This window comes from Microcoleus sp. FACHB-SPT15, from assembly GCF_014849525.1.
Lineage (GTDB): Bacteria > Cyanobacteriota > Cyanobacteriia > Cyanobacteriales > Coleofasciculaceae > Symplocastrum > Symplocastrum torsivum.
Genome location: NZ_JACJNU010000051.1, coordinates 18,020 through 43,743 on the forward strand (window position 1 = coordinate 18,020; position 25,724 = coordinate 43,743).

At 46.0% G+C, this 25,724-nt stretch carries 23 protein-coding genes; 10 read left to right on the forward strand and 13 right to left on the reverse strand.

The window, feature by feature from the left end; translation table 11 throughout:
- Positions 1-52 precede the first annotated feature (52 nt).
- The gene (locus tag H6F98_RS18025; protein WP_192220084.1) at positions 53-370 is read left to right on the forward strand and encodes a hypothetical protein; all 318 of its coding nucleotides are present in this window, start codon (positions 53-55) and stop codon (positions 368-370) included.
- Between the two features lie 26 nt (positions 371-396).
- Here H6F98_RS18025 and H6F98_RS18030 read toward each other — a convergent pair whose 3' ends face one another.
- Positions 397-1,341 (reverse strand): YihY/virulence factor BrkB family protein, encoded by a 945-nt coding sequence (locus H6F98_RS18030; protein WP_192220085.1) that lies wholly within the window; start codon positions 1,339-1,341, stop codon positions 397-399.
- 280 nt (positions 1,342-1,621) lie between these two features.
- On the opposite strand from H6F98_RS18030, the gene H6F98_RS18035 reads away from it, so the two are divergent.
- Positions 1,622-2,104 (forward strand): hypothetical protein, encoded by a 483-nt coding sequence (locus H6F98_RS18035; protein ID WP_192220086.1) that lies wholly within the window; start codon positions 1,622-1,624, stop codon positions 2,102-2,104.
- A gap of 43 nt (positions 2,105-2,147) precedes the next feature.
- Positions 2,148-2,846 (forward strand): Uma2 family endonuclease, encoded by a 699-nt coding sequence (locus tag H6F98_RS18040; RefSeq protein WP_192220087.1) that lies wholly within the window; start codon positions 2,148-2,150, stop codon positions 2,844-2,846.
- A gap of 38 nt (positions 2,847-2,884) precedes the next feature.
- Here H6F98_RS18040 and H6F98_RS18045 read toward each other — a convergent pair whose 3' ends face one another.
- From H6F98_RS18045 to H6F98_RS18065, 5 genes are all read right to left on the reverse strand, one after another.
- Positions 2,885-3,637 carry a hypothetical protein gene (locus H6F98_RS18045; protein WP_192220088.1) on the reverse strand — a complete coding sequence of 251 codons (753 nt, stop codon included), beginning with the start codon at positions 3,635-3,637 and terminating at the stop codon, positions 2,885-2,887.
- A gap of 181 nt (positions 3,638-3,818) precedes the next feature.
- Positions 3,819-4,370 (reverse strand): Uma2 family endonuclease, encoded by a 552-nt coding sequence (locus H6F98_RS18050; RefSeq protein WP_192220089.1) that lies wholly within the window; start codon positions 4,368-4,370, stop codon positions 3,819-3,821.
- Positions 4,371-4,491: 121 nt separating this feature from the next.
- Positions 4,492-6,042 (reverse strand): NAD(P)/FAD-dependent oxidoreductase, encoded by a 1,551-nt coding sequence (locus tag H6F98_RS18055; protein ID WP_192220090.1) that lies wholly within the window; start codon positions 6,040-6,042, stop codon positions 4,492-4,494.
- 69 nt (positions 6,043-6,111) lie between these two features.
- Positions 6,112-6,888 carry a twin-arginine translocase subunit TatC gene (gene tatC / locus H6F98_RS18060; protein ID WP_192220091.1) on the reverse strand — a complete coding sequence of 259 codons (777 nt, stop codon included), beginning with the start codon at positions 6,886-6,888 and terminating at the stop codon, positions 6,112-6,114.
- 246 nt (positions 6,889-7,134) lie between these two features.
- Positions 7,135-9,333: a transglycosylase SLT domain-containing protein gene (locus H6F98_RS18065; RefSeq protein WP_192220230.1), complete on the reverse strand. Its 2,199-nt coding sequence runs from the start codon at positions 9,331-9,333 to the stop codon at positions 7,135-7,137.
- A 293-nt stretch (positions 9,334-9,626) separates the two neighbouring features.
- On the opposite strand from H6F98_RS18065, the gene H6F98_RS18070 reads away from it, so the two are divergent.
- Complete coding sequence (locus H6F98_RS18070; protein ID WP_192220092.1) at positions 9,627-11,105, forward strand: leucyl aminopeptidase; 1,479 nt, start codon at positions 9,627-9,629, stop codon at positions 11,103-11,105.
- 293 nt (positions 11,106-11,398) lie between these two features.
- Here H6F98_RS18070 and H6F98_RS18075 read toward each other — a convergent pair whose 3' ends face one another.
- Both H6F98_RS18075 and rimM read right to left on the reverse strand, forming a co-directional pair.
- The gene (locus H6F98_RS18075; RefSeq protein ID WP_192220093.1) at positions 11,399-11,554 is read right to left on the reverse strand and encodes a PCP reductase family protein; all 156 of its coding nucleotides are present in this window, start codon (positions 11,552-11,554) and stop codon (positions 11,399-11,401) included.
- A 24-nt stretch (positions 11,555-11,578) separates the two neighbouring features.
- Positions 11,579-12,208 carry a ribosome maturation factor RimM gene (gene rimM / locus H6F98_RS18080; RefSeq protein WP_192220094.1) on the reverse strand — a complete coding sequence of 210 codons (630 nt, stop codon included), beginning with the start codon at positions 12,206-12,208 and terminating at the stop codon, positions 11,579-11,581.
- A gap of 350 nt (positions 12,209-12,558) precedes the next feature.
- On the opposite strand from rimM, the gene H6F98_RS18085 reads away from it, so the two are divergent.
- Both H6F98_RS18085 and H6F98_RS18090 read left to right on the forward strand, forming a co-directional pair.
- Positions 12,559-13,197 (forward strand): hypothetical protein, encoded by a 639-nt coding sequence (locus H6F98_RS18085; protein WP_192220095.1) that lies wholly within the window; start codon positions 12,559-12,561, stop codon positions 13,195-13,197.
- A 480-nt stretch (positions 13,198-13,677) separates the two neighbouring features.
- Positions 13,678-13,827: a hypothetical protein gene (locus tag H6F98_RS18090; protein ID WP_192220096.1), complete on the forward strand. Its 150-nt coding sequence runs from the start codon at positions 13,678-13,680 to the stop codon at positions 13,825-13,827.
- Between the two features lie 64 nt (positions 13,828-13,891).
- Here H6F98_RS18090 and H6F98_RS18095 read toward each other — a convergent pair whose 3' ends face one another.
- The 3 genes from H6F98_RS18095 to H6F98_RS18105 all read right to left on the reverse strand — a co-directional run bounded on the left by H6F98_RS18095 (position 13,892) and on the right by H6F98_RS18105 (position 17,194).
- Positions 13,892-14,512 carry a Uma2 family endonuclease gene (locus H6F98_RS18095; RefSeq protein WP_192220097.1) on the reverse strand — a complete coding sequence of 207 codons (621 nt, stop codon included), beginning with the start codon at positions 14,510-14,512 and terminating at the stop codon, positions 13,892-13,894.
- An 80-nt stretch (positions 14,513-14,592) separates the two neighbouring features.
- Positions 14,593-15,738, reverse strand: a complete 1,146-nt coding sequence (locus tag H6F98_RS18100; protein ID WP_192220098.1) for an RNA-guided endonuclease TnpB family protein — start codon at positions 15,736-15,738, stop codon at positions 14,593-14,595.
- Between the two features lie 172 nt (positions 15,739-15,910).
- On the reverse strand, positions 15,911-17,194 hold the full coding sequence (locus H6F98_RS18105) for a valine--pyruvate transaminase (protein WP_192220099.1): 1,284 nt from the start codon (positions 17,192-17,194) through the stop codon (positions 15,911-15,913).
- Between the two features lie 227 nt (positions 17,195-17,421).
- Between H6F98_RS18105 and H6F98_RS18110 the strand changes: the two genes are divergently transcribed.
- On the forward strand, positions 17,422-18,258 hold the full coding sequence (locus H6F98_RS18110; RefSeq protein WP_192220100.1) for a Tab2/Atab2 family RNA-binding protein: 837 nt from the start codon (positions 17,422-17,424) through the stop codon (positions 18,256-18,258).
- A gap of 117 nt (positions 18,259-18,375) precedes the next feature.
- Here H6F98_RS18110 and H6F98_RS18115 read toward each other — a convergent pair whose 3' ends face one another.
- Positions 18,376-18,612 carry a CopG family ribbon-helix-helix protein gene (locus H6F98_RS18115; protein WP_192220101.1) on the reverse strand — a complete coding sequence of 79 codons (237 nt, stop codon included), beginning with the start codon at positions 18,610-18,612 and terminating at the stop codon, positions 18,376-18,378.
- Between the two features lie 100 nt (positions 18,613-18,712).
- On the opposite strand from H6F98_RS18115, the gene H6F98_RS18120 reads away from it, so the two are divergent.
- From H6F98_RS18120 to H6F98_RS18130, 3 genes are all read left to right on the forward strand, one after another.
- Positions 18,713-21,985: a DNA polymerase I gene (locus H6F98_RS18120; RefSeq protein WP_192220102.1), complete on the forward strand. Its 3,273-nt coding sequence runs from the start codon at positions 18,713-18,715 to the stop codon at positions 21,983-21,985.
- 65 nt (positions 21,986-22,050) lie between these two features.
- Entirely contained in the window at positions 22,051-22,674 is a 624-nt protein-coding gene (locus H6F98_RS18125) for a Uma2 family endonuclease (protein ID WP_192220103.1), read from the forward strand.
- Positions 22,675-22,698: 24 nt separating this feature from the next.
- Positions 22,699-23,388: a GDSL-type esterase/lipase family protein gene (locus tag H6F98_RS18130; RefSeq protein ID WP_242058595.1), complete on the forward strand. Its 690-nt coding sequence runs from the start codon at positions 22,699-22,701 to the stop codon at positions 23,386-23,388.
- Positions 23,389-23,441: 53 nt separating this feature from the next.
- Here the strand turns inward: H6F98_RS18130 and H6F98_RS18135 are convergent, their stop codons facing one another.
- Positions 23,442-25,628: a tetratricopeptide repeat protein gene (locus H6F98_RS18135; protein ID WP_313929893.1), complete on the reverse strand. Its 2,187-nt coding sequence runs from the start codon at positions 25,626-25,628 to the stop codon at positions 23,442-23,444.
- Positions 25,629-25,724 lie beyond the last annotated feature (96 nt).

Here is a 25,724-nt window from a genome sequence, read left to right on the forward strand (position 1 = left end):
GGTAAGCAAAAAAACTACTAACTATAAATTAATAAAAATTTAACAAATGACGATGAAACACTACTGCGAAGAATGGGTTAAAGACTGGTGTTTTGAGAATGGTTGGACAGATTTATATGTAGAGCGTTGTCACTATTGGGCATTTCCGCCAGGAGCGGTCATGCCTGAGCCAATTCCACCTAAGGTTCTTAGATTGATTAAAGCGGAAAAAGGCTTGAGTAAGGATGAAAGATTTTTGTCCATTTCCGCCGTGGTTGTGACTGTTGTTGCTGCGATTTTGAGTTATTGGCTAAAGTCGCCAATGCCAATAGTTTTGGCGTTTGCGTTTGGTGCAGTCACGGTGGCGCTTTTGGAGGTTGAGGATAACTAAGTTGTCAGTTGACGCTACATCAGTAGTCAAGACTGGCTATCCTCGACTGTCTTGGGTTTGGCGATCGCAGATTCTTCTGTCTTAGCTGCTTCTATCGAGGCAGCTTTAGCTCGTCGTATTGCGTCTCCCACTGTAACATTGAGTTGGTCGCCCAATAAAAGTACCAAAGAAGTCATATAAAGCCAGAGCAGTAAGATAATCACAGCCCCCACAGCACCGTAAACTTTGTTGTAATTGCCGAAATTTGCGACGTAGAGCCGAAACAGCGCCGACAAAATCGCCCAGGAAATCGCTGCCAAAACAGCTCCTGGCATCATTGGTGTTCCCTGAGTCCAACGACTTGGCCCAAAGCGGTAGATAAAGGCAAAGGCAGTGGCAACGATACCCAAAGCCAACGGCCAGCTCAAAAGTCGCCAGAGTGTAAGTAAAATCCCAACTCCACTCTGTTCGGCTACCATTCCCACAAGCCAACCACTGATGAATACCAGGAAAGAGGCAGTAACCAGAAGTACGATGCTGCCAAGTGTTAGGCCCAGAGAAATCAACTTGGCTTTCCAAAAGGGTCGTGTTTGTTGTGAAGGAATTTCATGGATTTGATCGAGCGCATTCATCGCTGCACTAAGCGCTCCAGAAGATGTCCAAATCGCCAAGACGAAGCTAAGAGAAAATAAACCGCTACTTTTTGTCCGGATAATCTCATTCTTAAAGGCACGAATGAGTTCCACTGCCTGGTCAGGTGCGACTTGGCTAAGTTGATTTGCCAAGTCGCGGAAGGTCTCTTGTAAAGAGTCTTCAAACAATCCAATCGCTGTGAGAACTGCCAAAATCGCTGGAAATAGAGCCAACATAGCGTTGTATGCCATCTCAGCAGACAAACCCATCAACCGACGTTTCATCGCACGGGCGAACGTCTTCCTCAAAGTTCCCAAATTTAGGTAACGAAAGAAACGGAAAAAACGGGAAGATAACATAAGCTCTGATTTTGGCAGCAAGGTATCTTATATCAAGTACGCTTGAATTCTTCGTATATTAGTTGTCACTCTCTGTCCGTTATCGGTTGTACAGATGCAACTAATTACGCCACCACTAGCAAAGCACCCCAATCTACCCAATGAAGTAACTAATCGAACTTGATATTGATCTTACGAATTACTGTGCCAAATCTACGGACAATTGACCTATGCAAGTGGTCAGTCATGCGATCTACACAAGGCAGTATTTGACAGCAATTACAGAGAGGAACACGGGTTGATGAGCAACGATGTCACGCAGTGGTTAGCGCAAATTAAAGCACTGAAGCAGCAACTAGCTGAGACGATTAGCGATCGCGATACAGCTTACGAAAGTGCAGATAACTGGCGTCAACTATACAATACTGAAGCACAGCAGCGCCGTACTGAAGCGCGGCTTGCCCAACAACAGGTCGAAACCCTCAAAGCCGAACTACGGCAACTACAAGGGGAGAGTTCGCGCCTGAAAGCCGATGACCCAGAAGCGGCATCAGCCATTGAGCAGGAACTAGCGAAGATGGAAAGTGTTGAGGAATTGCGGACAAAGCTCAAAGACATCATGGGGGAACGCGATCGCCTTCTCGATGCCTTGAAAACCGAGCAAACCAACCACGCCCAAACCCGCAAAAGTTTAACCACGGTTATTGGAGATACCATCGACCAACTCTCCAAGGAACGTGGGAATCACTCCGCTACTCAAGCATCCCAAGCCCTGAAAAACTAACTGTTTCTGCTTGAAACTTCATTCCATATCTACAACACAAGCAATGGTCGAGACACCTCCTCAACAGAAACATCAGCCAATTCCACCACTGGAAAGTGGCGATCGCCTAAATCGCTATCAATTTGAGCGACGCTACAATGCTATGCCTCATCTTAGGAAAGCTGAACTGATTGAAGGAGTTGTCTACGTGCCTGCTGCATTGCGTTTTAGAAGTCATGGTCAACCTCACGGAGATTTGACTGGTTGGTTGTGGACTTACAAAGTTGCAACACCTGGTATTCAGTTGGGAATTGAACCCACCGTTCGTTTAGATTTGGACAATGAACCCCAACCCGATGCGGTGCTGTTGATCGAGGAACAGGCTGGAGGTCAGGCACGGCTGAGTGAGGATGATTATATAGAGGGGGCACCGGAACTTGTGGCAGAGATTGCGGCGAGTAGTGCTGCGATTGATTTGGGTGATAAAAAACGAGCTTATCGTCGCAATGGGATTAGAGAGTATATCGTTTGGCAAGTGTTTGAGCAGAGATTGGACTGGTTTTATTTGCAGGAGGGGGAGTATGTTCCACTGCCAGTGGATGAGGATGGGGTGATTCGGAGCCAAGTGTTTTCAGGCTTGTGGTTGGCAGTGGATGACTTATTGAGTGGGAATATGGGGCGAGTGCTAGCCGTGTTGCAGGAGGGGTTGGCTGCACCAGAACATACCGCATTTGTGCAGCAGGTATCAAAATATATAGTCTAGGCTATCAAAAGAAACAGATGTTGAAAAAAAATAATAATTTACTTTTTCCATCCTGTATCTTTGAACTGTTTTTTTCTCAAATGAACAGGAATTTCTCGATCAACGAATTGCCAATCAATTCCGAGCAAAGGATTCACAGTGTTTCCTATTCTATTGTATTTTTTTAAAGTAAATTCTACTCTCACAAATGTTCTTGTTGTGAAATTAATTGCTGGAACTGCTTCATGAATCTGATATGCAGTCATCAGAAAAATATCGAATGGATTTGGACAAAAAACTATTTCTTTTTTTGCCTGTTGTTCTAGTTCAAAAAACCAATTATTTCTAGCTTCACTTAGATGTATTGCCATAAATTTATGTGTGTAGAACCTGGTAGGCAAAGTATCAAAAACGATATATGAATGGCAAACAGGCATTTTTTTGCGGTATGCAACTCCCTGCATTCCATCAAAATGAATGCCCTCTCTTCTATGAGTAAAACCTGGTTTTACAAGACGTTGATCTATTGTTAAATAAGTATAATAGTGATTCCAATTTGGATTAATATTTTTTTCGTATTCCAGACATATATCAACTATTTCAATAATACTTCTGTCAGAATAGGGTAACCTAATATTACTAAATGGTTTTTTAATCAACATATCAAGGCAAGAAACCTTTTTTGATAAGAAAGCAGACTTATTGATAAGTGTTCCAACGTATTGAGGATATCTAGCAATGGAAAAACGCTCAGGATTCCAGCAACTCGAAATATCTTCTAAAAGATTGAGAATGATATTGCTACTATCCATATCAGACACCATATTTTTGAGCTTTGACTTTCAAAACAGCCTTCCATACGCTGCGTACACAACAAAGGAATGAAAATTAATCTCTCCTGACTCCTGCCTTCTGACTCCTATTTTCTAGATAGCTCTGAGATTATTCAAAATTTAGAGGAATTGTTGGGATCATTCGCCCCTCTCCTTTTACCTAATCAAACTCTGGTGCCCAAACCTCCGCCACTGCCATCTCCCATCCCGGTAGCAGTTCCGGCACCGTCAGCACATCCCCATCCCGCAAAACCTCTTTCTCCACACCTGAACGATAAACCTCCATCGTCCGACTTCGCGGGTCAACTAAAACCCCAACCTGTGTTCCTAAAGCTAAAAACTCCTGAATCTTCTGACGCAACTTAGATAAGGAGTCAGTTTTAGACTTGACCTCAAACATCAAATCAGGGACTAACTGAGCATAGTCTCCTGTGGTTCGCCGCAATCGCTCTGCTCGTACAAACGACGCATCAGGCGCACGCACGTCCTTATCGGCATTGGGTAGAATAAATCCAGCATTGGATGCAGTCACTCGTCCCAACCGACGAGGTCTGACCCAATTGCCCAAGAGTCGGATAATCTCAGCAGCGACTTCATCGGATTCATACCCTGATGGACTCATGACAACAATCTCCCCACTCACCAACTCCATCCGATAGTCCGGATGCTGCACTTGTAATTTTTCCAGGTCTTTAACCGTCAATCCCGGCATCGGACTCCTCCAGTATAGGGAAACGCCTCCAGTAACAAGGTGGACATTGCCCACCTCGATTTCTACGCACCTCTAGAGTAGCCCTAAATCAGGCAGATAGGGCGGTCTGACAATTCAACTGCTATGCTAGGCACCCAATATCTTTAAACATTTCGAGATGCTTTTGCACGGGTGCAAGCGTATTCGCGGCAATCATCCCACTGGCAGCAACGGCAGGTAGACCAATCCCAGGAAAGGTTGAATCTCCGCAGCATAGCAGTCCTGGTAAAGGTGTACCTGAACCTGGAAAAAATCCCTCTCCAGCTCGAATTGCTGGCCCATATGACCCTCGGTAGCGTCGGAGATACCGCTCGTGTGTCAGTGGTGTACCAATTAGGGTTACATCACAACGCGATCGCACATCCGGAATGATTCTCTCCAAAGCTTGCCACATCACTTCTGCACGCGCTTGCTTTTGTCGCGCATACTCTTCACTCCGACGATCCATTCCCTGCCACAGCTCATATGGCTCATTTCCCGGTGTGTAGACATGGATGACATGCTTTCCAGGTGGGGCGAGAGATGGGTCGAGAAGTGACGGAATCGACACCAGCACAACATTCTGCGGAGCTGTCACGCCCTTTTGCCAATCGTTAACCACAATATAATGACAAGCAAGGTTTGGGGGTAGTTCTTGGGCATCAATACCGAGGTGAAGATGCATGAAGCTGTCACATTTAGGTGTCGCCTGTCGCTTTGCTCGAAATCGTTTGGGGACTGCTCCTTCTGGCAGTAGCTTGAGCGTATCCCAAACCGAGGCATTCGACACAACAGCTCGACGCGATCGCATTTCTTTGCCACCTCGCAGACGCACACCAACTGCGCGATTCCCTTCTACCAACACTTCCTCGACATGAGTGCCAAGCAGAAGTTCACCACCATGTCGCTTGAGTCCCTGCACCAGTGCATCAACAAGAGCGCCACCACCACCCACTGGATAATCCAGTACAACACCAGGTCGATACCAGTCTGCAAACATAAACGCCATCTCCGCCGCACTCGTACCATCGGCTGGCAGTCCAGAGAGGAGGAAAGACAACAAGTTGAGCCAGTTGCGCGTAAATGGGTCAAGGATAACGCCGTCCATAATCCGGCTGAACGAACCCGTTAGCTTAGAAATATTAGGGGTATGCCGTACTAAAGACGGGGCAAATCGACCCACCGTAAGCGCCGCACCCAGATCCAAGCGCATTGCAGCAGGCGGAATTGCAACAGCAGCACTCGCTAAGGGTTCCATCACGCGCTGAAGCTTGAGCCATTCAGCAACAGCCTCATTGCCACCGAACTTTGATAGAACTTCACAAAATTGCTCGGCACCAACCGATGTATCAAAATCCCCTTCCGGCAGACAGCAACCCCATGTATCGTAGTTCACACACGGCAGTTTCTCGCCAATAGCGTCCAACACTTGTCGGAGGGGGTTGGCAGAGGGGCTATACGATAAACCTGAGTAGAGCGATGGGCCTGAATCAAACTTAAATCCGTTGCGTTCAAAAGCGTGTGCCGCACCGCCAGGGATGGAATGGCTCTCGCAAACAGTTACCTCAAAGCCGTATCGTGCTAGAAGTGCTGCACAGCTTAAACCCCCAATCCCACTACCAATTACGATGACATCTGTTTGGCGATCGCTCAAGCCTGTAACGTCCTTCTCTATAGTGATGAGCTTCTAGCCAGTCTCAAAAAGAGAGCAGATTGACTTATATTATTTCCCTAAGACTTTAACCATACCAATACCACCAAAATAAAGCGCAAGTACAGCACCAGCTAGTAAACTTTGGGTCAAGGGGTCAGTTGAGGGCGTTAATACGGCTCCTAAAACAGTTGCGCCAATAATTACGAAACGCCAACCTGATAACATTTGTTGGGAAGAAACAATTCCTAAAAAGCCTAGAAGAAGCTGAATAATTGGAATTTGGAATGCCAAGCCAGTACTAAACATTAATAGCAAGACAAACTCAAAATACTTATCAATTGACCACAACTGCTCAACAACATCTGCTCCATAACTAATAAAGAAGTTCAATGCCGCAGGAACTAAAGCAATATAGGCAAATGCCAAGCCAATGAAAAATAGGGTGCTCGAACCCAAAACTACAGGGGCAACTAAACGTCGTTCGCGGCGAGTCAGTCCTGGTAAAACAAACTGAATAATTTGGTAAAGAATAAAAGGACTAGCAACCAGTAAGCCACTATAGCCAGCTACTTTTATGGAGACAAAAAAGTATTCTCCTGGAGCTAGTTGCAGAAACTTGACTCCCTGCGCGGGAACTTCCAGCAACCGGACAATTGGCTTAACCCCTAAAAAGCAGCCAGCAACGCACACAACCACGGCAATCAGCGCATAGAAAATCCGCTGTCGCAACTCCTCTAGGTGGTCGAATAGCGACATCTCAACATCATCAGGCAATTCGTTGATGTCTTCGGTGTCCAGGGTATCTGAATTTAGCTGGGATGCAGTCTCTACTTCAGAAGGCGTCATCAGTTTGGTTAGGTTCGGGACTCGCTAACTATTGTACCTATCGCGTGATGGGGACACTAGCAAGTGGGACTTGACTAGAGCCTTGTTTTAGCAATGATTGAATCCTGAGTCAACTTAAGTGGACTTAATCTGTTAGCCAGGGACTTGAATCCCTGGCGGATAATCGGACAGACGCAAGATGTTGAGGGAACAAACTCTCCTCCCTTAACCAACAGGGTTCAGAAAAATCTCACGATTGAGCAGTCTTCATTTGCCTGGGACAACTGGCTCAGTAGTGGCATACTTGGCTAACATCTGGGAAATTTCTGGATTATAGAGCCGCAGATAATTCCAATAATTACCAAATACTGACTCAACATAGCCTTTGGTTTCGGGGAAGGGAATCAGTTCAATAAAGGCATCTGGGTCAGTGAAACCGTATTTTGTAACCCACTTAGACACATTACCGGGACCAGCATTGTAACTCGCAACTGCCAATAGCGAGTTGTTCTTGTACTCCCCGTGGGTGTAGTCCAGAAACCAAGTACCAAGCTTGATGTTATCGTCGGGATTTTCTAGGTTGTATTGCTCTAGATCAATTTTCTTGGCAATCCAACTGCCAGTTCCTGGCATCACCTGCATCAAACCTGTAGCACCCGCAACAGAACGGATTTTGGGTTCAAACCGAGACTCTTGGCGAATGAGAGCAGTTACGAGTAAGGGGTTGAGCTGGCGTTGTTGTGACCAAGTGGTAATGGGTTCCAGGAAGGGGAAGGGGAAAAGAGCGTGCCAGTATTCTGGTGCTCGACGCAGTGTTTGCCATTGCGATCGCTCTTGGGGGGTGTCTCGTAAGCTCAGGTACCAGACTTTATTAATGCCTACTAGATTGTCACTTACCCCCAACCGCATTAAACCATCAGTAAACTGCTCCGCAACTGTTGGCTCTTGCCGATTCTCTAGTTCCGTCTGCCAAAGTGCCCAAGCATCATTGTTTTGACCTAACTGGTAAAGTTCTTTTAACGTTGCTGAACCTGCAGGTGGTACGGCTCGTACTTGCGGTGTGGCAAAGTTTGGCATCATATCCCGCACGGTATCAAAGTCTCCCACATCCCACCCCAAAAATCGGGCAGAGCGCCATGCATAGAAAGACTCTGGATACCGAGCTAACACATGCTCAAATGCAGCTTTGGCTTCTTGCTGGCGTCCGAGTTGCGCTGCCCATCTCCCCACCCAAAAAGCGGCTTCAGGTGCCAAATCACTATCAGGACTTTGGGTAGTAATCGGTTGTGCCCATTGCCATGCTTCTTGTAACTTTCCTTCTGCTGCTTTTTTCTCAGCTACCTTCCAGCGATAATTAGCTGCTGCATTGGAACTGGGATATTGCGACATTACCGACTGTCGGGCTTGAGCGGCAGAAGTATCGCTTCCCAATGCATCCAGAATGTCAGCTTTGGCAAACAACGCTTCAGCCGCTTCATCAGGAAACTTGCTGATGACCAAATCAAGGTATTTGAGTGCATCTTCTGAGGGTGAGAGGCTAGCTAGACGCCTTAAACCCAGCCCTGTTTCTTTTGCATCCGGAAATTGGCTAATTAGCTTTTGGTAACCAATTCTGGCTTCTGCTCGTTTTCCCGTGAGTTGATACCCTCGACCAACTCGATAAGCATTGCGAGGAGTGAGGGGAGAAAGGGCGTAAGCTTTGGCTGCTTTGCCATATTCCTGAGTTTCCCAGTAGCCAAAGGCGATCGCTTGCCAGTCTTCTGGTTTGAGTTGGGAGGCAAATTGGTCAACTAAGCGATCGCGCACAGCCCCCATGCCTTTTGCTTCTGGATTATGCTTCGCTAAGAGCAACAATAGAGCTGGCTGTTTGGGATTCTTGCTGAGGCGTTGACGAATAATTTCTTGGGTGCGGGGGTGCGCTGGAAATTTTGCGATCGCTTGATTCCAATATTCAGGATTCGCTTTCCCCAAAGCATACAGCGCTTCAGCCGCTACTGGCTGATCGGGATGATTTTTCAATATGTCATTCCAGGCTGCCTGGGCTTTTGCTGTATCCCCTGCTACTTCATAAGCTTGGGCGCGTTTTACGCCGATTTGGGATGCCAAAGCAGGATACTCCGAATCTAATCCTTCTAGCCAAGTAAGTGCCTTTTCTCCTTGACGAAGTTGAATCAAGTCAGACGCCAGAAGATAACGGGCGCGATGCTGCTCGAGTGATTTGGAGCCAGAGGCGATCGCTTCTAGCTGAGATCCCCTAGCTTGAGGTGGCAGAGATACCAGTGGTAACACTGCTGATTTTGCCTCTTCCTTACTCAGGCTTAATGGATTGGCAGTTTGTTCATTATCAATCCATCGGTCTAGTAAACCAGTCAGTCTCAGTGCTATCAGCGATGAGCTAAGTAGCCCGCACAGCAGTAGTCCTACTCCTACCGCCACAGGAATTTTAATTGTCCGTCCCTTTAGCATTAATCCTCGTTTACCCAACACTGGCACAACCTTTCTTTATCTTGCTTTTTTGAAATGAAGCGTTAACTGAGTAATCTTCTGCTTGAACTAAAGCAATGGAAGCAAAACTTGCAATATAGTAACGTCCTTTGCCCGATTCAGGGTAGGGCAGTACAACCTTACCAAAGACATTAATTATCTACAAAAGTTGCCTCGCTCAAGAGTTCTTTGCGCTTTGACGTCAGTAACTATGAGTCTTTTTTGTTTTTCCGAGCAATACTGATGATCAGGTACTCATATAAATGAAGATAGGGATGGAAATTCGAGCAACGGATACACCACGGTTAGACTGGACTGGCGATGCCCTAGCGGTGGGATTATTTGAAGATGCTGTTGATCTAAGTGGTGATTTAGCCCAGTTGGATGAGAAGCTGGCTGGTACGCTCAAAGAACTGATTGAAGAAACAGAGTTTAAGGGCGGTGCTGGTAGTAGTGCTGTAACGCGCGTGGGTTCCGGCAGCTCAATCCGTAAAATTATACTGGTTGGATTGGGTAAACCCGATGCCCTAAGTTTAGACAGCTTGCGTCGTGCGGCAGCGGCGATCGCTCGGAGTGCAAAACAGCAAAAGAGCAAAACGCTAGGCATTAGCTTACCAGTAGCGAACGATAATCCAAGCGACACAGCTCAGGCAATTACTGAAGGTATCATTCTAGCGCTGCACCAGGATAATCGCTTCAAGTCTGAACCGGAAGATAAAGGCGCAAAATTAGAACAGGTTGATTTGCTGGGACTGGGTGGTCAGGAAGCGGCGATAACTAAAGCGCAAGCGATTTCTACAGGTGTAATTCTGGCACGGGAATTGGTCGCTGCCCCAGCCAATGCAGTAACACCCATTAGCATGGCCCAGACGGCTGAAGCGATCGCGTCTGAACATGGTCTTGCTCTGGAAATCTTAGAACGGGAAGACTGTGAAAAGCTAGGGATGGGTGCTTTCTTAGGTGTTGCCCAAGCGTCAGACTTGCCTCCAAAGTTTATTCATCTAACCTACAAACCCGATGGCACACCGAAGCGTAAAATAGCGATTGTTGGTAAAGGTTTAACCTTCGACTCTGGCGGCTTGAATATCAAAGGCGCTGGTAGTGGTATCGAGACGATGAAGATGGATATGGGGGGTGCAGCAGCAACCTTAGGTGCAGCAAAAGCAATTGGGCAAATCAAGCCGGATGTTGAGGTTCACTTCGTCAGCGCGGTGACGGAGAACATGATTAGCGGTAATGCGATGCATCCAGGTGATGTTCTTACTGCCTCCAATGGTAAGACAATTGAAGTTAACAACACGGATGCTGAAGGACGGTTAACCCTGGCAGATGCGCTAGTGTTTACTGAGAAGTTGGGAGTAGATGCGATCGTTGATTTAGCAACGTTAACAGGTGCTTGTATTATTGCTTTGGGTAATGATATCGGCGGACTGTGGACAGCCGATGAGACTCTAGCCTCTCAACTCAAAACTGCTTCAGAAGCGGCGGGCGAAAAGTTCTGGCAAATGCCGATGGAGGAGAAATACTTCGAGGGATTGAAATCGTCAATTGCCGACATGAAAAATACGGGTCCTCGTCCTGGAGGTTCAATTACAGCCGCCCTCTTCTTGAAGCAGTTTGTCAAAGAGACACCTTGGGCGCACTTAGATATCGCGGGTCCCGTTTGGGCAGATAAAGATGAGGGCTGCAATCCTGCTGGTGCTACTGGCTACCCAGTTCGTACTCTGGTTAATTGGGTAATGAGTGATGCCTAAACTGCCTGCCAAGTCTTGAGTGCCAGCTTGAAAATAGGAGATTTCCAGTAATTTCCTTTGATAGTGTATTTATTTTTGGGTAGGGGCGCACAGTTGCGCCCTTTCCTTTAATGCTTCCTACGTATAACTCTTAAATTCACCTTTTTCTGAAAATTAACGGGTTACAGTCTCTGATATAGCAGTTGCCAAGGAGATTAGGACTTGCGCTAAATACTGAAACCAAGACCAGTCAATATGCATCCCTTCTGCCTTCTGCCTTTTGCTATATGTAGCAAACATTAGGAGAATTGATATTATCCAAACTTAGCTTTGGCTTGTTCGTAAACTTCTAAAGTAATGGTAGTTTGTCCAGCTTCTTGGGCAAATTGTTCAATTTTACGACGGGCAGCAGAACGCACAAAGAAGGGAATTTCTTTTAATTTGGCTTCGGCTTCAGGAGTCCATTCCACAGTTTTTATTCTCCAAAATGTGACTTAATTGTCATTAATTCCCAGCAAACCTTCTGGTGGTGTAACCTCAATCCGACGATTTTGAAGGTCTACAACGGGTGCGATCGCTTTTACAAAAGGAATCAATACTGTTGCTGGCTTTGCCGGAACTTTACGCTTGGGTTTGCGTATCTTACTGGTTCGGGTAGGGATTGGGGCTTCTGGCTTTTCGGCTTTGGGTTCCGGTTGCTGGTGGAGTTTTACTTCTAGAAGGTCGTTACCTGCTCGAATTACATCTACCACGATACCGATGGCTTCACCTGTTAACTGATTGAAGACTTCTAGATTCAGCAAGTCCATCACATGATATTCATCGTCTCCCAGTTCTGGGCGATCGCTTTCGGGTACCAGGAGGCGAGAATCCCGCAGTGCTTCTGCCTGTTCGCGGGTTTCAACTCCGGCTAACTGCACAACGTATATCCCTTTTCCAGGAACAAAACGCCCATGTAGCAATTCTATGGGTTGAGGTTCCGTCTCACCCGGTCGTTGTAGCCAGCGCTGTCCAGGTTCTTCAAACCGTTCAGGAAAATCAGAATTTGGATAGACGCGCAACTCTCCTTTTAAACCTTGAGGAGCAACAATAGTACCAATTTCCAACCAGTCGTCGTTTGCCATTCGCTCTCAAGCTTGTAGCTGTTAGCTTTCTAATTTTAGCGATACAGCTTCTTTAGGGATAGCGAGTTGGGATTGTCGTGGCTGATTAAATGCGATCGCTCCTCACATTCATCTAATAGGCGATCGCTTCAGGGAATCAAGAGTAACTGTGCCTTCTCCCTACGCAACCAAACTCACCCGATTGGGTGAAGCAATCGGGTGAAGCCTATTGACTTTCTCCAAGCCTACTATAGGTACAGTATCACAAGGCTAATTTGTCTATTGTCCCTAATGCTCTTGTATCAGGTGCGATGGACATCACTCCTCGAACTTTTACTACTTAAGTTTTCAACACTAATCTGGTCAATTCCATGAAACACGTTTTCCCCATTGGATTGATAGCTTTGCTAGCAATCGGTTGCACTTCTATCAATCCTGCTATATCTACTCAGAAGGTGAACTTATCTGAGACTGCTACACCAACATCAATCGCTCAAAGCACGTCCTCGCCTAATCCCGCCGCTAGAAGACAAACCCCCCAGGCACGAAATGTCTATCGCAGTGCTAGATTTAGCTTAGGGTTTAGATATCCCAACGGTTACGTTGTCGATAGCAGCCAGGAAAATTCGCAACCTAAACCAGGTGAATCCTTGCAAGGAACGATAAACATTTGGAAGCAAGCAGATTATCAAGCAATCAAATCACAGAGCTTTGAAGGTGGTGAATACCCTCCCAATATCAGTATTTCTGTTCATAGTAATGCTGAGCGACTTTCGCTTTCACAGTGGAGAGACCGCCTCAGCATAGGTATTAACAATAGTCGTACTGCTACTGTTGCTGGACAAGAAGCACTCGCTTATAAGTCGGATGGGCTATACGGATTTGACAATATTGTGCTACCAACTCCAGATGGTCGTAGCGTTATTCACTTGAGTAGAGGCTACATTAATCCATCTGACCCATCAATACAAGCCTTTGAGCAGATTGTATCGAGCTTTAGGGTGCGATAACTAAGCAGATACCAATTAACTTGGGGCAAGGCAACTTTCAAAGGAATAGCACTGACTTAAGCCCTGAACTTAAGTTTGGGCTAAAAGCTAAAACCCGCTAAAATGGGTTGAAGGGCTTATCCAGAAAGCTTTAGCTTACTTAAGCTTTGAGCCTGAAATTTATTTCAAGCCTCTTAAGTCGAATGTCACTGACTTAAGCGAAAAATAGTCGTTTGTAGAAAAACCCAGCTTGGGGGGCTTCCCCCCAAACCCCCCACTGGGGGACGGAGTGCCTCCCCCAGACCCCCTGCACAAAGAGTGGTCGGTGTGATGAATTTTCTTAAGTCAGTGCCATTCCTCTTAAGTCAGCGACATTCACTTTAAAATTCTTGCCCTTACGGAATTGATGAGGCTGAAAATGTACTATGCCATGCCGAGAAACCTGGCTTAAGCTATCCGAGGCTGTTTTCTTCTCTCAAAAAATAGACGGATGGCTATAGAGTGATTCTGTTTAATGGCGCACAACGGCAGAAAAAAGCGATCGCAGAAAATCTAGAGCGTTTAGAGTGGTTCGGGATTCTGATCAGCCGCGTGGAAGGAGGTGTGACGCGCTGGCAGTTTGCTCAGACACAGACACAGCAAGCCGCGTGATTGAGAAACGCCCTCAGAATAGAATTCTGGGGCTATACAACCTAAGTCCGAAAGCGATCGCACCCTATTGTCCTTCAGCTAACTGTTCATTATTTGGCAGAAATTCCACATCTTCATAAAGCAGGGAGATGGGACAGTGAAAGTCAACGCTGGTGAATTCGACTTCTAGTTCTGCTTCTTGTGTGGTAGCTTCCTCAATTGAGTAGGCAGTGAGTTCCCATTTGCCTCGCTCGTTGAGTCGGTAGCACTCGACACTCATCGTTTCGGCATCAATGAGGACGTATTCTTTCAGAGTCTTGATGCGACGGTAGTGCTTGAATTTATCGCCCCGGTCATATCCTTCGGTACCAGGGGAGAGAACTTCGGCAATTAGACAAGGGTAGTAAACGATTTGACGGGCAGTTTGGTCACGGAGATCGCAAGTTACCATCACATCAGGATAGTGATAAGACCCTTTCTCTGATACGCCGACTTTTGCATCTGCCATGAAAACTTTACAGCCTTTGCCTCTTAGATGAGTTTTGAGAGCGGAGGCTAAATTAAGAGCAATCGAATTGTGGGGGAGTGTTCCCCCAGTCATGGCGAAGACTTCGCCATTAATGTATTCATATTTAATCGGTTGTTGTTCTTCCCATTCCAGGTATTCCTGGGGAGCCATGGGTTGGGATTTTGGGGAGGCAATCATGTCATATCAAGTTCTTTTACGAATACTTAATACTTATGTAAGCTTACCCCGCACTCTTCGTGACGGGGCTTTAGCCCGGATCAAGCGAATCTAAATAGGGGCAATTGCCCTTCTAATCGACACGCTATCCCTGGACTTTCGGGAAGGCTTACAGACTTCCCAAAATCAGCAATATTACAGGCTGCGTTAATATCTGCATCATGCTCCCATCCACAATGCCCACACTTAAATCGCTTGCCGTTCCGGTACGACTTCCCCTTTTCAGGATGGATATGTCGGCAGCGGGAACAAGTCTGACTTGTGTAAGCAGGTGGCACGAACACGACCAGAACGCCAGCAATCACGGCTTTGTAGGTAACAAAAAACCGGAGTTGATAGAACGCCCAGTTGTTAGTCCTACGACGCTCAGTCTTGCTACGTGGCTTTTGGTTAAGGCTTTCCCGAATATTGGTCAAATCCTCAAAAGCCAGTGCAGAACCAGACTCATTAGCCTCCGTTACCAATTGCTTGCTGATATTGTGGTTCAACCACTCTTGAAAGCGACGTTCTCTGCCAGAAAGCCTTCTCAGCAACCGTCTAGAGTTGCGAGTGCGTTTGCGTTGAACGTTCGCTCTTGTTCGACTAAATCTGTCTCTAACAGATTGGATTTGCTCACCACTCCAAGATTTACCCGTGGATGTAGTGGCGATATCCCGTCTACCCAAATCCACGCCAATCACCTTGGGAGTCTTACCCGTTGGTGGAGTATCTATCTCAACAACAAAGTTGATGTAGTAGTCACCCTTCTTAGACTTATTGAGCGTGGCACTAGTGAGGCTTTGACCTCTAAGCAGTGCAATCTGATATCCACCAATGGACAGACTGAAGTTAACCCGTCCACACTTGAGCGTCACCCCGACAGTTTGATCAGACTCAATATACTTGAACGTCCGAATATCCAGACTGATAGAAGTTGCTCTGAATTTGTGGATTTGCTTAACTGCTTTGGCGTTGCCAATCACCCGCCGAATCGCTTGGCAGACGTGATTGGCTTTAAGTCCTGTCGCTTCTCGAACTTGCTTATAAACCTTGTGGTGAAGCTTGGTTGTGTTCCAGCAGTTGTCACGTTTGGCTACTGCAAGTATCTGGTTGCAAGCATCAGCAAATCCCCGCAGAGTTTCATCGATCTTTGGTCGATACTCTACAGGGACTATAAGCTTGCACTTTACAGACAGGCATTGAGTCATAAGTCAATTATGACTCATCCAGACTGTAGGTGGTTAAAACCGCTACCCTGTGTTCCTCTCCGGTCTAAAGACACGGAGTTTCCCACATCGGAGGTTTTCTGATGATTTGATGAGGTGGTTCAAGGTTCATAGCTATCAACCATGAACCTTAAACAATCAACCTCGCCACCGACTAAACAACCACAGCAGAACGCTGATAAACCTGCTGTGCCACTTTAGCCAACCGCTTCATGCCAATTTCAATCTCTTCATCACTCGCGGTGAGGCTGATGCGGAGGCACTCCTGCTTGTGAGTCCACTCTTCTCGTAAACCGGGGAAGAATGAGCTACCCGGTACAACAATTACACCTACCTGCTTCAACTCCTGGTAAAACTCCCAGTCAGTAATCGGCAAATCCCGTAACCACAACCAAGCAAAGATTGCCCCTTCCCCACGATGCAAGAACCAAGGCATATCCTTGGGCATGGCTTGGTCGAGGGTATTCTCTACAACATCAAACTTTTTATGATAGTGGGGGCGAATGACGTTGGTCGCGAGGTTGGCGAGTGCGCCGGAGTTGATTGCCCGTGCTGCGAGCGCTTGTCCATATCGGGGAGAATGAATACACATATTGGTTTGGAATGACTCCAAAACGCCAATTAGTTCTGGTTCCCCAATCGCTATACCAATCCGTTCCCCTGGTAAGCCTGCTTTGGAAAGGCTCATGCAGTGGAGGGTATTTTCCTCAAATACTGGCATCATTTCCGTAAAGTTCAACGCCGGGAAAGGTGGTGCATAGGCAGAGTCGATTAATACTGGCACATTTAGGGGTGCTGCTAAGGCGGCAATTTTCTTCACCTCTTCATCGGTGAGGACGTTACCCGTAGGATTACAAGGACGGGAGAAGATGACGCATCCTGTATCTTCTGTAATCGTTAGCTGGCTAAAGTCAGGACGATACTTAAAGCGATGTGCCTTCTCGTCAATTTCTAGCGTAGGTTTATAGGCAAATACTGCCTCAGGCGTTAAGCTTACTCCACCGTACCCCGTGTATTCTGGGCTTAGAGGCAGGACGACTTGTTTTAACTCGCCGTTGGTTGTATAACCCCCAAAGGCATTAGCAGCGTAGAAGTAGATTGATTGACTACCAGGCGTAATCAGGATGTTGCGATCGCTTAAGTTTAGTCCATAGCGTTGGTTAAAGTCATTTGCGATCGCCTCCACCAATGGTTGATATCCTTGACTCGACCCATAACGGCAAACGACCTCACCATACTCTGGACTAGCCAACAAATCTGCGGTGCAATCCCGCCAGAGTTGTTCCACTTCTGGCAAAATTACTGGATTGCCAGCACTCAAATTTATAAATTCCTGCCCTTGTCCGGCGCGTAGCGTTTCGATAATATCTTTCATAATTGCCCGGACACCAGTGAGGTTGGACATCTGGGTGCCGAATTGAGTCAGAGCAGGCTCCATAGGCTTTAGTTGCAATACTGATATGTGAGGGTTTACTTGCCTTGCAGCGAACTGGGTTGAAATTATACCCTGTTGTTCGACTGTACTTTATTAATTTAAGCGCAAATCTTCGAGTTCCTTGGGTTGGTTGTTAGTTTTTGGTTGTTGGTTGTTAGTTGAACTCTGCTGCAAGTGAATGCCCTGCGTCGATGCTTTCTACAATGAATATCAGGTGAACCTAGAGAACTATGCGTGTTTGGCAAGCTGATTTGTATCGGCGTCCGCTGCGGGATGCAACCGGGCAAGTGCTGTGGGAGTTGTTGATTTGTGACACCACACGCGGCTTGACTTATGAAGCCTTTTGCCCTCAGTCATCGGTTAATAGCGACTGGCTAGTTTCTCAGTTACAAAAAGCAGCGAGTACGACTCAACTGCCAGATGTTATTCAAGTATTTCGACCTCAATCTCTGAGTTTACTTACCTCAGCAGGGCAACAAATGGGTGTAGCAGTGGAAGCGACACGGCGTACTCCTGCATTAAAGCAATGGTTGCAGGAACGAGCCTCGCAGTACCCCAAACACGATAATTACACAGGCGAAGCATATAATCCCATTACCCTAGACAAGCCGCCACCCGTACCTCTACCCGAAAATCTTTGGGGAGAACAATGGCGATTTGCCACACTCCCTGCTGGCAACATTGAGGAAGCCTTTGCCGAACGTCCGATTCCGATTTTGCAGATGCCAGAGTTTCTCTTACCGATTAATCTTGGCTTGGCATCAACAGCACCAGTGCCAGGTGTGGTGATTGATGGTGGACGGCAGTCGATGCGGCTTGCTCGTTGGCTTCAGGAGGCAAAACCCGTTGCCCTAAATTATATGGCTGGTGCGCCAGATGGATTGATATTAGAAGCGGGACTGGTTGAGCGATGGGTAGTTGCTACGTTTGAGGATACAGAAGTTATTGCCGCCGCCCAACGCTATCAACAGCGGAAAGAGGAAAGTAAAGGCTTACACTTTTTGTTAGTGCAGCCTGATGATTCAGGGATGACTTACAGCGGCTTTTGGCTATTGCAGGCAGATTGAGATGTGACGAAAATTTCTCGGTAAGACGCTTCATCAATTTGATTGTTGCTGGAACAGGAAAAAAGAAGACTAAAGTATCTAGGCTGAGATGCAGTGGTCCCAAAGCGATCGCATTCATCACCAAGTTTCCTTGGATAACGTATAGCTTTGTAGCTGTACAAAGAACGGGTCAAGACGGCTGTCTTCGTCAGCATATACAGCATCTAACTGCTTGGTGAGTTGGTCTTGTTTATGGGCTTGCAAATATTCTCGGAGTGCTACAGCATAAAGCTCACTACGAGATAATCCCATACGTTTTGCAAATTGCTCAGCCGCCTCAAAGAGAGGGTCGGGGATTGAAATCGCTGTTTTCATAACGCTGGTATAACTCTAGTTAACCTTTATACTATTGGCTGGTGAGTTTTGTGAGAAAGCGATCGCTCTCTACCCAAACGAACCTGGCTAAAATGAGGCTATGTCTCAATCCACTCCTGCCTCCAACCCCCCTGTTTCCGCCGCCTCCTCATCGGAACAACCTCTATTTATCCTGGTTGACGGTCATTCGTTAGCCTTTCGCTCTTACTTTGCCTTCGCTAAAGGGCGAGATGGCGGACTGCGAACGACAACGGGAATTCCAACCAGTGTTTGTTTTGGCTTTATCAAGTCCCTCGTCGAGGTAATGGGTTCAGAGCAACCCCAAGCGATGGCAGTTGCCTTTGATCTGGGTTTGCCGACATTTCGCCATGAAGCGGATGATACCTACAAAGCCGACCGACCGGGGACACCGGAAGATTTTGTTCCAGATTTGAAAAACCTCCAGAAGTTGCTGGAAGCGTTTAATCTGCCAGTGGTAACGTCTCCTGGATATGAGGCGGATGATGTTTTGGCAACGTTGGCGCGTCAAGCGAGTGAGACAGGATATCGAGTCAAGATATTAACAGGCGATCGCGATTTATTTCAGCTCGTTGACCCCAAGAAGGGAATCAGCGTCCTCTATCTAAGCACTGACTTTTTGAAGCAGCGTGGTCGTTCCACTGGACCCGCAGAATTTGGTCCAGAACAGGTTGAAGAGAAACTTGGCATCTTACCCGAACAGGTTGTCGATTACAAAGCCCTGTGCGGCGACAAATCTGACAACATTCCTGGTGTCAGGGGAATTGGGGAAAAAACCGCCGTTACCTTACTCAAAGAGTACGGCACCCTGGAAGCAATTTATGCTTCTCTAGACAAGATTAAAGGCGCTGTTAAAACAAGGCTAGAAACTGGGAAACAAGAAGCAGAGCATTCCAAATACCTTGCTCAACTAGCATTTGATGCCCCTGTAGACATGAAGCTAGAAGACGGCAATCTAGAGGGATTTGATACTGAGGTTTTGAAACCGCTTTTAGAAGAGTTGGAGTTGAAGTCGTTTCTGGGCAGAATTGACCAACTTCAGCAGACGTTTGGCGGTAGAGCGTCTAGAGATAGCCAAACTCCTGAAAAAGCACAAGATGTTGCTCCCTCACAAGCCGAATCTGTAGAAGAGGAATTGACATTCCCATCGCCGGATTCAAACGATCCCGCTCTTTGGTTCTTTAGTGCAGCAGATACCGAAGCCGCTCAACAGCAAGCCTCTCATCAGGCAGCGCTTCAACCTAGTACCATCGATACACTCGAAAAACTGACTGAGTTGGTTGCTCAGCTACAACAATGTACTGACCCCGCAACACCTGTGGCTTGGGACACGGAAACCAGTGATTTGGAACCACGAGACGCGGAGTTAGTAGGTATTGGTTGCTGTTTTGCAACTCTGAAGAACCCTCCCCAGCCCCCTCTTGCTAAGGGGGGGAGCAATAGCGAACTTCAGCGTTCTGACGTAGAGGTTGCTTATATCCCTGTTGGTCATAAGGATGGCAATAACTTAGATAAAAACACTGTTCTAGAAGCATTGCGTCCAATTCTAGAGAGTGCAGACTATCCCAAAGCTCTGCAAAATGCCAAATTTGACCGCTTGGTGCTGCGCTGTCAGGGTATCAAGCTGGCGGGAGTCGTTTTTGACACGATGCTGGCGAGTTATGTAATTAATCCAGCAAATAGCCCAGCAAACAGCAACAACCTCAGTGCATTGGCTATGAAGTACTTGGGAATAATGGCTAAAAGTTACACAGATTTAGTTCCCAAAGGAAAAACAATTGCTGACCTCGATATCCAAAGTGTTGCCGATTATTGCGGGATGGATGTCTACACAACCTTTGGATTGGTTTCCAAGCTACGTGAGGAACTGGAAAAAGCCCCAGCTTTGCACAAGCTATTACTAGAGGTTGAACAGCCTCTAGAACCTGTTTTAGCTCAGATGGAATACACGGGTATCCGGGTTAATGTTGCCTATTTGGGAGAACTAGAGCAACAGCTAGGAAAGGATTTACAGGCAATTGAGCAAAATGCCTACGATGCAGTACCCAACTCTATTTTTAGAGACTATCTCCAGAAAATTTGGCAACAAAAAGAACCGGATTTAGCGGCGATTCTAAAGCAGAAAGATTATAAAAACGTACCCAGTTCTATTTTAAAAGGCTATCTCCAGAAACTCTCGCAACAAAAAGAACTAGATTTAGCAGCAATTAAGCATAAAGTTTACGACGCTGTACCCAGTGAAATTTTAAATTTCAACTCACCGGAGCAGGTGAGTGAACTACTGTTTGACATACTCAAGCTAGATCGAAAAAAATCCCGCAAAACTCCAAGTAAGGGCTATTACTCCACTGCTGTCGATGTCCTGGAAAAACTGCAAGGAGATCACCCAATTATCGACTATCTATTGGAGTACCGCACCTTGCACAAGCTTAACTCTACATATGTAGAAGCTATACCGAAGCTGGTGCGTTCTGATACTCAGCGAGTGCATACAGATTTCAATCAAACAATTACAGATACTGGACGTTTATCTTCTTCTAATCCAAACTTACAGAATATTCCAATCGGTACAGCTTTTAGTCGCCAAATTCGTAAGGCATTTATCCCAGAATCAGGTTGGGTATTGGTAGGGGCTGATTATTCTCAAATTGAGTTGCGAATCCTAGCACATCTTACTCAAGAGCCGATACTAGTTGAAACGTATCAGAAAAATGAAGATATTCATGCAGTAACGGCACGGTTGTTGTTTGAAAAAGAAATAGTAACGCCAGATGAGCGACGTTTGGGTAAAACGATTAATTTTGGTGTGATTTATGGAATGGGGGCGCAGCGATTTGCCAGAGAAACTGGGATATCAGCGGCACTAGGTAAGACATTTATTGAACGGTTTAACCAACGTTATCCAAAAGTTTTTGCGTATTTGCAACAACTACAACGAGAAGCGATCGCACAAGGCTACGTTGAAACCATTCTAGGGCGTCGTCGCTACTTCAACTTCACATCTCACGACCTTCTCAGGTACCGAGGTAACAATCCAACGGATATTAACCTCGACCAATTCAAGGGACTAGGACCAAATGATGCTGGTTTGCTACGTGCCGCCGCTAACGCTCCAATTCAAGGTTCAAGTGCTGACATCATCAAAATTACAATGGTGAAAATGCACGAACTTTTGCAGAATTATCAGGCACGGCTACTATTACAAGTTCACGACGAACTAATCTTTGAAGTTCCCCCGGATGAGTGGGAAGAATTGCAGCCAAAAATCAAGTCCACAATGGAATCAGCCGTCAAGCTAAGTGTTCCTTTAGTTGCAGATGTCCATGCAGGGCAAAATTGGATGGAGACGAAGTAAACTTCCATTTTTGCGATTGATGCGTCAACACATCATCAAAGCGTTTACATAATCTATCACGCGCCATGTACGCAACAGTTACAAAGCCATTAACCTTTGAAGAGTTTCTAGTCTGGGATGACGGTTCAGGCAGAGACTTTGAGTTACTTGATGGGGTTCCCGTGCCCTTATCCGAACCAAATGCAAATCACGAGGATTTGATAGAGCGACTTTGTACTTGTCTAGAAGCTCACTGTATAGAGGCAGATTTACCATTAGTTTGCAGACAGTCAAAACAGGTTCGACTCAAGACAGAACCAGACGAAAAGGAAAAAAGCCGTAAAGCCGACATTGTGATTTTTGCAAAACTTGAATGGCAACGGATGAAAGGTAATTCTAGCTCTGCTGCGGCTTATGTTCCACCGCCAGGAGTCATTGAAGTAGTCAGCACAAATTGGAAAGATGACTATCTTACTAAACTCGCTGAATACGAAGACTTGGGAGTTTCAGAATACATAATCGTGGACTATGCTGCCTACGGGGGAATTCGTTTTATCGGCTCACCGAAGCAGCCAACGATTACAATTTATCAATTGGAGAACGGTGAATATCTACCCGGTAAAATTTTTAGAGGGCAAGATCGAATTGAGTCTTGGTTGTTTACCAACTTAACCCTCACAGCCGAACAGATCTTTGCCATGAGCAGATAAGTCAATGCTACTGAACTATGAAACATGAACGAAATCCAGACATCGTACTCTATAAGTAGTGAAAGTCGCTATATTATGCGTATGTGCTTTGTTGGTGACTCTTTTGTGAATGGAACTTGTGACCCTGAGTATCTTGGTTGGACAGGGAGAATTTGCCGAGAAGCACACAAGCAAGGGCATGATATTACTTACTATAACCTTGGTATACGACGAAATACTAGTGCAGACATCGCAGCACGTTGGTTTGAGGAAGTATCTCGCCGTTTGCCTGAAGAATGCGAGGGTAGAATTGTCTTCTCTTTTGGTGTAAATGATACGACTCTTGAAAAAGGTAAAACTCGTATTGAATTACATCATTCCATAGAAAACTGCCGCAAAATTTTAACGACGGCTAAACAAATTTATCCGGTATTAATGATTAGTCCTTTACCGATTGCAGATGTTGAGCAAAACCGCAGAAGTGCTAACTTATCGGAACAGTTTGCCTTGGTTTGCAATCAGGTTAATGTACCTTATTTGAATGTTTTCAATCTTCTAAAATCATCAACTACTTGGATGAGTGAGGTAGCAGAAAATGATGGTGCTCATCCAGGAGCAGCAGGGTATTCAGAATTAGCAAAATATATCGAGAGTTGGTCTTCCTGGTTGTCTTGGTTTAACTATAGCGGTTCTCATATTCCGGCTCTGGAAAGTGATTTGCCTGAAACTACCTAGTCTCATGAACCTTAGCAAAAGCATTGTTGAATCATATTAAATAATCAAATGTTTTAATTTTGAGGCGGTTCGGGTTCTTTTTCTTCTTCTGGCTTTTCCTGCGTAGATGCTAATCGACTTTGTGCTTGGTTTCGGGAATCGATCGCTTCTCTATAGTCTTGTCGGTATTGAATGGCTTTGTTGTAGGATTCAATTGCTTCTGGATATCGCTGCAAGTTCACTAGTGCATTGCCGCGACTGTACCAAGCTTCGTAGTGATCGGGTTTAATTTCAACGGCTCTATTGTAAGACGCGATCGCATCTGGATAGCGTTTCAAGTTATAAAAAGCATTGCCCAGATTATACCAAGTTTGTTGAGAATTCCGCCGTAATTTAAGCGCCTTATTGTACGAAGTAACCGCTTCCTCGTAGCGATTCAGTTGATGTAATGACCAACCGCGATTGTACCAAGCTTCGGCATCATTAGGATTGAACTTAACAGCTTGGTCAAACGACGCGATCGCTTTTTCATACTGTCCGACGTTAACTAGCGCACTACCCCGACTGAACCAAGCCTGGTAGAAATTGGGCTGAAATTGAACGGCTTTATCATAGGACTCTACCGCTTCTGGATAACGTTCTAAGACAATCAAAGCATTGCCTCGGCTGTACCAAGATTGAGGAGAATCAGGCTTAAATTCAACGGCTTTGTTGTAGGAGTCCACAGCTTCTTGATACCGTCGTAAACTATGTAGTGCTAAGCCACGTCTGTACCAAGCCAGAGAGTAGTCAGGTTGGAGTTTAACGGCTTTATCAAATGATGCGATCGCTTCTGAATATTGCTTTAACTTTATCTGAGCATTACCTCGCCCATCCCAAGCTTCCAGATATTTTGGCTGGATTTTGAGGGCAGCGTCAAATGATGCGATCGCTTCTTCGTATCGCTGCAAGGAATCAAGTGCTTTGCCTCGACTCGCCCAAGCTTCTAAATAATTTGGCTGGATTTGAATCGCTTTATCGTAGGAATCAAGGGCATCTTTATACCGCTTCAATGCTAAAAGTGTATCCCCTTGACCATTCCAAGCTTCTGCGTATTCGGGTCGAATTTCAACAGCTCGATTGTATGCCTTAAGCGCCTCATCGTAGCGCTTTAACTCCAAAAGAGTTTCCCCTCGGTTAGTTAAATCGGTGGCATTGGTAGAGTTTATTACGTTAACCGCCAACACCGTTGCGATCGCCCCCAAACCAATAACACTGATTGAGATTAAAACCTTACGCAGTAGAGGAATTGAGAGTTTTCGTTTTCCAGCAAGCGCTGAAGTAGGTGGTAAAGCAACAGTCTTGTTAGGGGTGGTGTTCAAATCTTTGAGGGCGTCTAAAGCAGATGTTGCCGACTGATAACGCTGCCGAAAGTCATAGCACACCATCTTGTCTAACACTTGAGTAAACTCAGGACTGACGGAGGCTAAGTCATGCCAACTGATTTCACTTGTGTCAGGGTTAGTCGGTAGTTGGTCAGGTATTACACCAGTCAGCGCTTGAATTCCAACCATTCCCACCGCATAGATATCACTGCTTAATCTAGGAGAAGCATTAGCTTGTTCGCTAGGGCAATAGCCAGGAGTACCAATTGCGATCGCAAAGCTTGTCTTTCCCCCTTTGATAACCTGGGTCGTTACTTGTTTAACGGCACCAAAATCGATCAAAACCAACTTGCCATCTTGCTTACGCCTGATCAAGTTTCGGGGATTGATATCACGGTGAATAACATTCTGCTGATGCACAAACTCTAGGATTTCCAGGATTTCCTGTAACAGCGAAATCACCTGCTTCTCACTCCATCCACTCCCTTTAGTTCCGCCAGAGGAAGGTGAACCTCCCTTTGCCATCCCTTGGTATGAAGGAGTAAGTTCTTGACTGAGGTCATGCCCTTCAATCAGTTCCTGTACCAGATAGAACTCTTGATTGTCTTCAAAGTAGGCAAAGAGTCGGGGGATTTGGTCGTGGATTCCCAACTGATACAAGACTTTTGCTTCTGTATCAAACAGACGCCTTGCCGTTTGCAACGTTAATGGGTCAGTTGCTTGAGGCTTCAGTTGCTTAACGACACACTGATGGTTGTCGGGAAGGTGTTGGTCTTGGGCAACAAAAGTCTTACCAAACCCACCTTGTCCCAGTTGGCTAATGATTTTGTAGCGTCCACCAAGTGTTTGTCCAATTCCCAAGTTCATACGGTTTTCCCAAAGGGATGCTGTCTTCACCGTGACGATATACTCGATTTTTGCACACAAATTTGGCAACACCCGGACGCTAATAGTGTAGCCACCAATAATCGTCTCAAGGTCGTAAACTCAGTG

Excerpts from the sequence above, each read along its gene's own strand:
- H6F98_RS18025 (WP_192220084.1), top strand. The coding sequence starts at position 53 with ATGAAACACTACTGCGAAGAATGGGTTAAAGACTGGTGTTTTGAGAAT.
- H6F98_RS18030 (WP_192220085.1), bottom strand. The coding sequence starts at position 1,341 with ATGTTATCTTCCCGTTTTTTCCGTTTCTTTCGTTACCTAAATTTGGGA.
- H6F98_RS18035 (WP_192220086.1), top strand. The coding sequence starts at position 1,622 with ATGAGCAACGATGTCACGCAGTGGTTAGCGCAAATTAAAGCACTGAAG.
- H6F98_RS18040 (WP_192220087.1), top strand. The coding sequence starts at position 2,148 with ATGGTCGAGACACCTCCTCAACAGAAACATCAGCCAATTCCACCACTG.
- H6F98_RS18045 (WP_192220088.1), bottom strand. The coding sequence starts at position 3,637 with ATGGATAGTAGCAATATCATTCTCAATCTTTTAGAAGATATTTCGAGT.
- H6F98_RS18050 (WP_192220089.1), bottom strand. The coding sequence starts at position 4,370 with ATGCCGGGATTGACGGTTAAAGACCTGGAAAAATTACAAGTGCAGCAT.
- tatC (WP_192220091.1), bottom strand. The coding sequence starts at position 6,888 with ATGACGCCTTCTGAAGTAGAGACTGCATCCCAGCTAAATTCAGATACC.
- H6F98_RS18065 (WP_192220230.1), bottom strand. The coding sequence starts at position 9,333 with ATGCTAAAGGGACGGACAATTAAAATTCCTGTGGCGGTAGGAGTAGGA.
- H6F98_RS18070 (WP_192220092.1), top strand. The coding sequence starts at position 9,627 with ATGGAAATTCGAGCAACGGATACACCACGGTTAGACTGGACTGGCGAT.
- rimM (WP_192220094.1), bottom strand. The coding sequence starts at position 12,208 with ATGGCAAACGACGACTGGTTGGAAATTGGTACTATTGTTGCTCCTCAA.
- H6F98_RS18085 (WP_192220095.1), top strand. The coding sequence starts at position 12,559 with ATGAAACACGTTTTCCCCATTGGATTGATAGCTTTGCTAGCAATCGGT.
- H6F98_RS18095 (WP_192220097.1), bottom strand. The coding sequence starts at position 14,512 with ATGATTGCCTCCCCAAAATCCCAACCCATGGCTCCCCAGGAATACCTG.
- H6F98_RS18100 (WP_192220098.1), bottom strand. The coding sequence starts at position 15,738 with ATGACTCAATGCCTGTCTGTAAAGTGCAAGCTTATAGTCCCTGTAGAG.
- H6F98_RS18105 (WP_192220099.1), bottom strand. The coding sequence starts at position 17,194 with ATGGAGCCTGCTCTGACTCAATTCGGCACCCAGATGTCCAACCTCACT.
- H6F98_RS18110 (WP_192220100.1), top strand. The coding sequence starts at position 17,422 with ATGCGTGTTTGGCAAGCTGATTTGTATCGGCGTCCGCTGCGGGATGCA.
- H6F98_RS18115 (WP_192220101.1), bottom strand. The coding sequence starts at position 18,612 with ATGAAAACAGCGATTTCAATCCCCGACCCTCTCTTTGAGGCGGCTGAG.
- H6F98_RS18120 (WP_192220102.1), top strand. The coding sequence starts at position 18,713 with ATGTCTCAATCCACTCCTGCCTCCAACCCCCCTGTTTCCGCCGCCTCC.
- H6F98_RS18125 (WP_192220103.1), top strand. The coding sequence starts at position 22,051 with ATGTACGCAACAGTTACAAAGCCATTAACCTTTGAAGAGTTTCTAGTC.
- H6F98_RS18130 (WP_242058595.1), top strand. The coding sequence starts at position 22,699 with ATGAACGAAATCCAGACATCGTACTCTATAAGTAGTGAAAGTCGCTAT.